The sequence below is a fragment of the Rhodococcus sp. EPR-157 genome (assembly GCF_001647195.1).
In the GTDB taxonomy this organism is placed as follows: domain Bacteria; phylum Actinomycetota; class Actinomycetes; order Mycobacteriales; family Mycobacteriaceae; genus Rhodococcoides.
This window is the reverse complement of the sequence record NZ_LVCV01000162.1, coordinates 1-10,534: the sequence shown is the minus strand read 5'-3', so window position 1 is coordinate 10,534 and position 10,534 is coordinate 1. Positions and strand designations below refer to the sequence as shown.

General features: G+C 64.2%; 8 protein-coding genes. 2 read left to right on the top strand and 6 right to left on the bottom strand.

Features of this window, described 5'->3' with window-relative positions; all coding sequences use genetic code 11:
• The 5 genes from A2J03_RS07130 to A2J03_RS07110 form a co-directional block, all read right to left on the bottom strand.
• Positions 1-1,712: ABC transporter ATP-binding protein (locus A2J03_RS07130; RefSeq protein ID WP_068371377.1), on the bottom strand; the 1,712-nt coding region annotated here is incomplete at its 3' end.
• Positions 1,713-1,746: 34 nt separating this feature from the next.
• Positions 1,747-4,083: an endopeptidase La gene (lon, locus tag A2J03_RS07125; RefSeq protein ID WP_068371374.1), complete on the bottom strand. Its 2,337-nt coding sequence runs from the start codon at positions 4,081-4,083 to the stop codon at positions 1,747-1,749.
• Positions 4,084-4,194: 111 nt separating this feature from the next.
• Positions 4,195-4,968, bottom strand: a complete 774-nt coding sequence (locus A2J03_RS07120; protein ID WP_068371370.1) for a putative protein N(5)-glutamine methyltransferase — start codon at positions 4,966-4,968, stop codon at positions 4,195-4,197.
• A 116-nt stretch (positions 4,969-5,084) separates the two neighbouring features.
• The gene (locus tag A2J03_RS07115; RefSeq protein ID WP_068371369.1) at positions 5,085-6,248 is read right to left on the bottom strand and encodes a TDT family transporter; all 1,164 of its coding nucleotides are present in this window, start codon (positions 6,246-6,248) and stop codon (positions 5,085-5,087) included.
• An 85-nt stretch (positions 6,249-6,333) separates the two neighbouring features.
• Positions 6,334-6,960 carry a winged helix-turn-helix transcriptional regulator gene (locus A2J03_RS07110; RefSeq protein WP_068371366.1) on the bottom strand — a complete coding sequence of 209 codons (627 nt, stop codon included), beginning with the start codon at positions 6,958-6,960 and terminating at the stop codon, positions 6,334-6,336.
• 82 nt (positions 6,961-7,042) lie between these two features.
• Between A2J03_RS07110 and A2J03_RS07105 the strand changes: the two genes are divergently transcribed.
• Together A2J03_RS07105 and A2J03_RS07100 are read left to right on the top strand one after the other, a co-directional pair.
• Entirely contained in the window at positions 7,043-7,960 is a 918-nt protein-coding gene (locus A2J03_RS07105; protein ID WP_068371363.1) for an alpha/beta fold hydrolase, read from the top strand.
• Positions 7,961-8,039: 79 nt separating this feature from the next.
• The gene (locus A2J03_RS07100) at positions 8,040-10,070 is read left to right on the top strand and encodes a DUF222 domain-containing protein (RefSeq protein WP_068371362.1); all 2,031 of its coding nucleotides are present in this window, start codon (positions 8,040-8,042) and stop codon (positions 10,068-10,070) included.
• A 267-nt stretch (positions 10,071-10,337) separates the two neighbouring features.
• Here the strand turns inward: A2J03_RS07100 and A2J03_RS31550 are convergent.
• Positions 10,338-10,534, bottom strand: a 197-nt coding sequence (locus A2J03_RS31550) for a helix-hairpin-helix domain-containing protein (protein ID WP_068371361.1), incomplete at its 5' end; no start/stop codon positions are given.

The following is a 10,534-nucleotide window of genomic DNA, read 5'->3' as shown; positions in this document are numbered from 1 at the left end:
ACCACCGAGGTCTTGCCGGCGAGAGCCTCACCGAGGGCCGCTTGCACCGCTGCTTCCGACGTCGAATCCAACGACGCGGTGGCCTCGTCGAGGATGACGACGCGCGGCCGCGAGATGAGCAGTCTGGCGATCGTCAGACGTTGCCTTTCGCCGCCGGACAATCGGTAACCGCGCTCTCCGACGACGGTGGCGAGCCCGTCGGGCAATGACTTCACCAGCTCTTCCAACCGTGCTCGACGCAACGCGTCCCACACTTCGGCGTCGGTCGCTTCCGGTCGCGGCAGGACGATGTTGGAGCGGATCGAGTCGTGGAAGAGATGACCGTCCTGCGTCACCATCCCCACGGTGCTGCGAATCGAACTCGCAGTGAGATCTCGAACATCGGTACCGCCCAGACGGACCGAACCGCTGTCGACGTCGTACAGGCGCGCTATCAGCTGCGCGATCGTCGACTTGCCCGCGCCCGAGGTCCCGACGAGTGCAACCATCTGGCCGGGTTCTGCAACGAAGGACACTCCGTGCAGAACTTCGTCACCGCCGCGCGAATCGAGCAACGCGACCTCCTCCAACGAGGCGAGCGAGACCTTGTCCGCCGACGGATATGCGAAGCGCACATCGCGGAGTTCGACCGATGCCGGTCCGTCCGGTACCTCGACAGCGTCGGGCTTGTCCTCGATGAGCGGTACCAGATCGAGCACCTCGAATACCCGCTCGAAGCTGACGAGCGCACTCATCACTTCGACACGCGCACTCGCAAGCGCCGTCAGCGGAGAATAGAGCCTGGTCAGCAGTAGCGACAGCGCCACAACGGACCCCGGATCGAGCTGCCCACGCAATGCATAGAACCCGCCGAGGCCGTAGACAACGGCGAGAGCCAGCGCCGACACGAGCGTCAATGCCGTCACGAACACGGTCTGCACCATCGCGCTTCGCACCCCGATATCGCGCACGCGAGAAGCCCTGACCGCGAACTCCTCGGACTCGACTTCCGGTTGCCCGAACAATTTGACGAGCGTTGCTCCCGGAGCAGAGAACCGTTCCGTCATCTGGGTGCTCATCGCCGAATTGTGTTCTGCCGCTTCGCGTTGAAGACGCGCGAGCCGCCTACCCATCCGCCTCGCCGGAATCACGAAGACCGGCAGGATGATCAGCGCCAGAAGGGTGATCTGCCAAGATATTCCGATCATCACGATCAACGTCAGAATCAGCGTCACGAAATTGCTGACGACGCCGGACAGGGTGTCACTGAACGCGCGCTGCGCACCTATGACGTCGTTGTTCAGGCGGCTCACGAGCGCCCCGGTTCGAGTTCTCGTGAAGAACGCGATGGGCATTCGCTGCACATGATCGAATACCGCAGTCCGGAGGTCGAGAATCAGCGCTTCACCGATGTTCGAGGACAACCACCGGTTCAGGAGCCCGAACCCGGCGTCGACGACGGCGATCAGCGCGATCAGCAGCGACAGCCGCAGCACGACGTCGAACGAATCGCCGTCGACGATCGCATTGACGACACGGCCCGCCAACACCGGCGTCGCCACCGCCAACACAGCAAGCACGACGCTGAGAACCATGAATCCGACGAGCTTGTCGCGGTGGGGGCGGGCGAAACGCAGTATCCGACGTGCTGTGACAGCCGAGAACTGCGTCTGTTGCGTGGACGCATTCATCGTCCGATACAACTGGTTCCGGGCAGTGACTTCCATGCTCATGTCGACAACGCTAGAACCTCGACGCAACTCGAGGTCAAGAGACCTTCTCCAGAAGATCGGCCGGCTCTTCCAGAGCGAGGGCAAGAATGTCCGCGACGTCCGTCATCGGACGCACGTCGAGAGCGCTCAGCACCTCGGCCGGCACGTCGTCGAGATCGGTTTCGTTCCGGGCCGGAATGAACACGGTCGTCAATCCGGCGCGCTGCGCCGCGAGCAGTTTCTGCTTGACGCCCCCGATCGGCAACACCCGACCGTTCAACGTCACCTCACCCGTCATCCCGACGTCGGAGCGGACCGGGCGTCCGGTCGCCATCGACACCAGGGCAGTCACCATCGTGACGCCTGCTGACGGCCCGTCCTTGGGAACAGCACCAGCAGGAACGTGAACGTGGATGCTGCGGTCCAACGCGGCTGGGTCGACGCCGAAATTCGCTGCGTGCGAACGAACGTAGGACAGCGCGATCTGCGCCGACTCCTTCATGACGTCGCCGAGCTGCCCGGTGAGCACCAACTCCGGCTTCCCTTCGGTGGATGCGGCCTCGATGAACAGGACGTCACCACCGAGCCCGGTCACGGCGAGTCCTGTTGCCACACCTGGCACTTCCGTACGTTCGTGAACGTCCGGCGTGAACCGCGGCCGTCCTAGATAGTCGACGAGGCCGGCTTCGTCGACATGCAGCGGGCCGGATTCCGTCGCTAGCTTCGTTGCTGCCTTTCGCAGTGCCTTGGCAAGAAGACGTTCGAACTGCCGCACACCTGGCTCGCGGGTGTAGTCGGCTGCAATCTTGCGGAGGGCGCCGTCGGTGACGTCGACCTCGTCGGAATTCACTGCAGCCCTGTTCAACTGACGCGGCAGCAGGTAATTCCGTGCGATGACGACCTTGTCGTCCTCGGTGTATCCGTCGATGGTCACGAGTTCCATGCGGTCCAACAGCGCGGGCGGGATCTGTTCGATCACGTTGGCCGTCGCCAGGAACACCACATCGGACAGATCGAGATCCAGGTCCAGGTAGTGATCACGGAACGTGTGATTCTGTGCAGGATCGAGGACTTCGAGCAGAGCAGCACTCGGATCGCCTCGGTAGTCGGCTCCGACCTTGTCGATCTCGTCGAGGAGCACGACGGGGTTCATCGATCCCGCCTCTCCGATCGCGCGAACGATACGCCCCGGCAACGCTCCGACGTAGGTGCGACGGTGTCCACGAATCTCCGCCTCGTCACGGACACCGCCGAGCGCGACGCGAACGAACTTGCGGCCCAATGCACGCGCGACCGATTCACCGAGCGAGGTCTTGCCGACACCGGGCGGACCGGCCAGAACCATGACGGCGCCCGACCCTCGACCGCCGACGAGTTCGAGACCACGCTCCGCGCGTCGTGCACGCACCGCGAGGAATTCGACGATGCGGTCTTTCACGTCGTCGAGACCATGATGATCGGCGTCGAGAATTGCCCGGGCGGCGACGATGTCGGTCTCGTCGGTGGTGGCCTCGTTCCATGGGAGATCGAGCACGGTGTCCAACCACGTTCGGATGTAACCGGATTCCGGGCTCTGATCGCTGGAGCGTTCGAGCTTGCCGACCTCGCGCATCGCGGCCTCCCGCACCTTTTCCGGCAGGTCTGCTGCCTCGACGCGACCACGGTAGTCGTCCGCACCGTCGGGTTCGTCCTCGCCGAGTTCCTTCCGGATCGCCGCGAGTTGCTGCCTGAGCAAGAACTCCTTCTGCGTCTTCTCCATACCGTCACGAACATCGCTGGAGATCTTGTCGTTCACCTCCACCTCGGCGAGGTGCGACTTGGTCCAGTCGATCAACATCGTCAAACGCTCACCGACGTCGGGCGTTTCGAGCAACTCGCGCTTCTGCACGTCCGTGAGGTACGAGGCATAGCCTGCAGTGTCGGCGATGGCGCCGGGTTCGACGAGTTTGTTGACCGAATCGATGACCTGCCAGGCGTCGCGCCGCTGGAGCATGGCGACGACGAGCTGCTTGTACTCGCGAGCGAGGTCGATGGTACGGGCGTCGGCCTCCGATTCGGTCACGATGTCGGCTTCGACCCACAGTGCGGCTCCGGGGCCGCTGACCCCGTGGCCTATGTGGGCCCGTTGTTCGGCCTTGATGACGGCGGCCGGTTCACCCGTCGCAAGACGACCCATCTGTACAACGGACGCGATGACACCGTAGGAAGCATAACGATCGTCGAGACGCGGAGCGACGAGCAACTTGCCCCCGCCCGACAGTGCGTCGGCGGAAATTCCGGCGGCATCGATGGCGGCGCGGGCGGCTTCGTCCAGCTGTACCGGCACGACCATGCCGGGAAGTACGACGGGGTCGGTCAGGAACAGGACGGGTAGACGGATGGGTTCGGACATGACGACACCTCCATGAAGTTGAGCTACGACGACTCAACTTGTTTGCCGTCAGCGGTGTTCCCCGAGGTGGCCGTGTTCTCCGTCAGCAGAATTACACCGTTGCAGGGAGCCTCAGCGACATGCTCTCCCGATGACTACCGTGCCGTCGAGCTCGTCGTCGTGCACGATGTCGGCGTCGAAGCCTGCTGCGACGACGATCTGCGCGGTGCGCTCGGCCTGCCGGACGCTGGTCTCGATGAGGAGTCGTCCGTTCGGGGTCAGCCACCCGGTGGCATCGGAGGCGACTCTGCGCTGCACGTCGAGTCCGTCGACGCCACCGTCGAGTGCAACCCTCGGCTCGTGGTCCCGTGCTTCGGGCGGCATCGAGCCGATGGCGTCGGTGGGCACATAGGGGGCGTTTGCGACGATCACGTCGACGTGGCCTCGGAGTTCCTCCGGGAGAGACGCATACAGATCACCCGCATACACGTGCCCTCCCCTAGACTCGACGTTGCGGCGGGCACACCGCACCGCTGCAGTGTCGATGTCAGAAGCATGCAGCTCGAGGCCGTCGAGCATATGTGCAAGGGCAGTGCCGACTGCCCCTGAACCACAACAGATATCGACGACGGTGCGCGGCCTCGACGTCGCGGCCAGTCGTACGAGTAGTTCGGTTCGTCTCCGCGGCACGAACACCCCGGGTTCGACGACGATGCGCAGACCGCAGAATTCGGCCCATCCGAGGATCTGTTCCAGCGGAGTACCGAGGATACGTTGTGCGACTGCGTTTTCGAGATCGTCACCGACAAACGTGTCGACGAGTAGCTCGGCTTCCGATTCGGCGAATACGCACCCTGCCGATCGGAGAGTTCGAGTGACGGCCGGGAGGAATCGAGGATGAGGCATCGAGCAGCCTTTCGAACGCCTGGGGCGCTCTCCTACCGGTCCGGGAGGAAAAGGAGCGCCCAACTTGGACAACGGTCCACGGGTAGCACCTCCTCTGCGGTTCGGTCGAATGCACTCTAACCCAGTAGTCCGCCGCGTAGCGACCCATGCGCCGTGCGGGCCGCCACCGTGACCCAGGCCGCGAGAAGCAGTACGTAGAGGAGCGCGGCGAGTCCGACCAACGCGGTGGATCCCGTGGCCGCCGCCAGTGCTGTCGCACCGGTGACGCAAGTACCGATCGGGAAGGTGAACGACCACCACGTCAACGAGAACGACAACCCTCGCCGGGCGGAATGCGCCGTCAACGCCATCGCGAGGCAGAACATCAGGAAGCCCCATCCGCCCATGATCAACCCGTAGACGACGCCGAAGACCTCGAGACCAGTGGCGACCGCGGAGTTCGGGCCGACGAACACCAGAGCTGCGTCCGCGCCGAGCAGGTTTGCGGCAGTGATGGATTGGCCGATGAGACCGAGCGTGATCCAGACCGTCGGGGCCGCCTGAACCGGCGGGGAGCCGCCGCTGAAGAGCTGTCCGTATATGAGCGTCATGGTCATGATGCCGATGAGCAGGGACAGTCCGAACATCGCGTAGCAAGCGCCGAGCATCGTCAGGCGCCACTGTCCCTCGGCAACATGCGGGAGCAACAATGCACCGGTCGACGCGGAGACCATCGGCGGTACGACTGGCATCAGCCAGGCAGGAAGCGGTCTCACCCGTCCGTCCGCGGGACGGGTGATCATCGAATACGGCACCGCCACGCTGGTGATCAGACCCAGGACGGTGCCGGCCGACCACAGGACGACGAAGACAGCTGTCGCCGCCCCGGTGCCGATCAGGTCTTCGCCCAGCAGCATTGTGCCTGCGCCGACCGTCAGCAAGGCCATCGGCGGTGCGCCGTAGAACTGCACCATCACCGGATCCTCGACGGCAGCGCGGGCATTCCGACGGTGACGAACCCAGTGCACGACGAATGCGACCGACAGCGCGACGAGCGCGGTGGACGCGATCACCCAGACCGCCGTCGCGAACACGTGCAGGCCAGGCACGTGCACAGGCAGCGTCGCTCCGGCGGTAGCAACGATGCCGGTTCCCATCACCGACGCGAACCAGTTGGGGGTGATGTGTTCGAACACTTGGCCGGGGCGATCGAGTGTGCCCTGCAGTCGCCGGGGCCCGAGCGTGCCCGCTCCCGGCGTCGACGAACCCAGCTTCCTGGATGCGTGCAGTATCTGGACCATGGAGTTAGACGATCGTCCTCGACAGCCTCGGACGGTAGATGGTTCGTTCTTGTATGGCCACAAACGAGATTTGTGAGGCCCTGGGTCAAGCGGCGAAGACAGTTCGGACGACCGACTCGTCGCCCTCGACCTCGACCACCCCGAGGGCATGCGCGTCGCTCAGCGTGAGAGCACCAGCAGCGAGGCCGAGCACATACGCGGGGTCTGCTCGGAGGGTGGCATCGCGTTCGCGGCCGTCCTGCGGGCCGACCTCGAAGCCGGCGCGCGTTGCGCGGAGTTGCAGCCGCTGATCGCCGATGTCGAGACCGACCGTCGCCGCGCGGCGGACCTTGACCCGCTTGTCGAGCAGGGCAGGGACGGCAAGGGCGAGCCATTCGGGGCGGAACGAGTCGCTGGCGGGCCCACGGACCATCAGCGGCGTCGACCACCGGATCAGGCTTTCGATCGGCTCACGTAGCTCGGAACCCCACGGCGTCAGGACGTACTCTACGACGCTGCCCGACCCGGCTAGTCTCCGCTCGACCACGCCCGATTCCTCCAGGTCCCGAAGTCGATCAGCGAGAAGGTTGGTCGCGATGCCGGGGAGCCCGTCTACCAGATCACGGTAGCGGGCCGGAGCGACGAGGAGCTGGCGGACGATGAGCAAATTCCACCGGTCCCCGACGACCTCGAGGGAGCGGGCGAGCCCACAGTACTGGCCGTAGCTTCGCATCAAGCCCTCCTATCGCTTGAGAAACTCAAGTAGTTGTGTGATATTAAAGCCTACCTTGACGCACGATCCGGGAGGGCCCGACATGGCCGACACGACGAAGAGCGTTCGACCCGACTGGGTCGACGACGACCTGTTTCCATTCGAAAGTCGCTTCGTCGATATCGGTGGGCACACCGTCCACTACGTCGACGAGGGAACCGGCCCCACTCTGCTCATGCTGCACGGCAATCCAACGTGGTCGTTCTTGTTTCGCGACGTGATCAGCGCACTTTCCGACGACTTCCGTTGTGTCGCACTCGACTACCCGGGCTTCGGACTGTCCACGCCGGGGCCCGGATACCGCTACCTGCCCGAGGAGCACGCAGACGTGGTCACCGGGTTCCTCGACGCGCTCGGCCTCGAAGAGGTCATCCTGGTCGGGCAGGATTGGGGCGGTCCGATCGGCATGGCCGCCGCGCAGAGACGTCCTGGCGTCGTCGATCGGCTGGTACTCGTCAATACATGGGCGTGGCCGGTCAATGGAATTCTCCACTTCGAAGCGTTCTCGCGGATCATCGGCGGACTCCCTGTTCGCTTCTTGGTCAGGCGATTCAACCTCCTCGTCAACGCCTTTATCCCGACGGGCCATCGACGACGAAGGCCGACCGAAGCCGAGATGACCCACTACCGGCGGGCGCTCGACACCCCGGAACGACGGCAGGCCTCCGCCGTTCTTCCCGGTCGAATTCTCGCCGGCCGGAACTTCTTCGCAGAGTTGGAGTCGGGCCTTACCAGCCTGGCCCACCTGCCGACGCTGATCATATGGGGTGGCGCCGACATCGCATTCCGTCCCCAGGAGCGCGAGCGCCTGGAAGCAACCTTCACCGACCACAAGACAGTGATCGTCAAGGGGGCCGGCACCTACGTGGAGTCCGACGCGCCTGAGGAATTCGCCGCCGCAGTCCGGGACTGGGTGACCACGCAGGACTCGAGCACCGCGGGCGGGCGGGACGGTAGGTAGTTTCCCATTCAAGCGGACTTTCTTTCCGCACAGTCGATTTGGGGTTGTATTCGAACATCAGTTCGATTACTGTCGAGCTATGACACGGCCGGGGGGCTCTTCTCGTATTCGTTCCGATGCGGACAAGGCTGCATCGGAGTCGGTGACGCGTCTAGCTGCTGCACGCCAAGCGGAGAACCGTGCCTCGGCGGTGATGGTGCACGAGGTGCACGAGCTCTCGGAGATCCGGTTGGCTGCCGAGATGGATGTGCACCTACTCGGGGCCGATCACGGGGATATGGAACCCAATGTCGGCCGGGCACAACACAGCACCGAATGTGACGCAGCCGTGGCGTTGTCGTTGTCACGGACGGTGACGCGAGAGATGATCGCGGTAGCCAATCAGTTGGCGTGGCGGCTGCCCGCCGTCGATGCGGCGTTCACTGCCGGCGATCTCGACTACCCGCGGGTGCGTACCATCGCGTTGACGTTGGTTCGTGCCAGCGACTGCACAGTGTCTACGCTCGAAGCCGATGTCCTCGCGGCAGCGTTGCGGTGCAACGCCAAAGCGCTCAGGGAGAACATCTGGCGACTGTGGATCAGCCATGACCCGGAGGAAGCTGCGGCGGCGCAGAGCAGGGCGGTGTCCGAGGAACGCTGCGCAGATATACGTCGAGGCAACGACGGGATCGCGACGTTGGTGTCGAAGATGACGATGCTCGAAGGTGCCGAGTGCGATGCGATTCTCGACGAACTCGCCGGGACGGTCTGCTCGAACGATCCCCGGACGAAGAAGCAACTGCGCGGATATGCCCTGCTCGCGTTGTGTCATCGCGAAGAATCGTTGGTGTGTCAGTGCGGAACTGAGTTCTGCCCGGTGGCAGCATCGGCGCAGTTCGTCGCCCCGCGCCGCGCACCGCTGATCAACATTCACATCGACCTCGACACGCTGTTGGGGCTGAACGAGAACCCCGCTACCCTCGCCGATGGCACCGTCCTGGACCCCGAACTGGTACGTCTCCTCGCCACCGATGCACGCTGGCGGGCACTTCTGTCGGACATGTGGGACGCAGCGCAGGCCTACCAGAAAGAAGGCCACGACGAGCAACCCGATACCGACACAGCTGATACCTCGGATGGCTCGGATCCGGACAGCGCCGAAAATAACGAGGGCACAGCAGATTCCGAGGTCGGCCCGGCGGGTTTTGAGGACGCTGCGGATCCCGAGAGCACGGCGGACGCCGACGCGGCTGCATGCCCGAACAGCGCTGCACCAGACAGTGGCGCACCAGACAGTGACGAACCAGACAGTGACGCAGGCAAACCGGACAGCCTTGCATCGGACGGCGGCGGTGTACCGCGTCGAGGTAGGCCCAAAGCGGACCGCGCCGGCACCAACCCCCGCGCGAAGAGGCTGATCGCGCGCGGACGCAGCCGCCCACCGGCACCACTTCCACCGACTGCGCGACGATCCGCACGCCCCGATACACCGACATCGTCCGCACCACTCGGGCAGGAAGTGGCACTCTCGGCAGCGATCGCAGAGTTCCTCGCCGCTGCTGCAGCCGATCCGACACTGACCGAGGGAATACACCCGGACGGACACGGAGGACACAGCACTCCGCCGCCGGGGGCGTTAACCTACCGCCCCACAGCAACACTCGTGGCGTTGGTGCGGGCAACGTACTCCACGTGCACCTTCCCGGGCTGCAGTGTGCCCGCAGCACGCTGCGACAAAAGACCACATCGTCCCGTTCGACCACCACGACCCATCGGCCGGAGGGTGGACCATCCTGGCGAACCTGCACCCACTGTGCCCCTATCATCACCATGCGAAAACGCTACGGCTATGGGCGTGCGCGAAACTCGACGGCAACGGCATCTATTGGCGCTCCGGCGTCGGAACACAACGCATCACACCACCGTCATACGGAACAGTGACCGTGCCCGACGATTTCGTGCACCGAACACGATTCCGGCGACCCACACCGCCGTACCCGAACCCACTATCCAACCCCGCGGGCGGAGCGGACGCAGCGGGCGGCGTACACGAGAGCACCGGCTACGAAGAGCAACCCGACGACACCCTCACCCCGGACACCGCCACATCGCCGCCTGCCGAGCCATCTGAAGAACTCTACGAACCGACGTGGTGGGAAACCAACATCAGCGATCAAGACAACAACTGGAGCAACCTACTCAACATCCGCACCGATGGCGGAGCACCGAGCCTCGGTGACATCGCACGGCTCACCGACCCACAAGCCCGCGCCGACGCCACCTACCTCCGCGCCAAGTTCATCGAACACCGCACCATCGTTACCGAACGCGAAAAGCACCGACCACCGCCGTTCTGACTCAAGTCAGCCACAGTCCAGCCAGTCAGTCAGTCAGGGATTCAGGGATTCAGGGCAAGGCCTTGCTCTTCCAATGCAGCTTTGACGACGCGCAGTGCTTTGGGTCCGACACCGTGCAGTTTCGCGAGCTCCGATTCGGACGCGCCCGACAACTCTTCCAAGGATCGGTAGCCGGCCTCGAAGAACGCACGCGACGCTGGTCGGCCCGTTCCTACAGGGAAATGGTCGACCGGCTCCC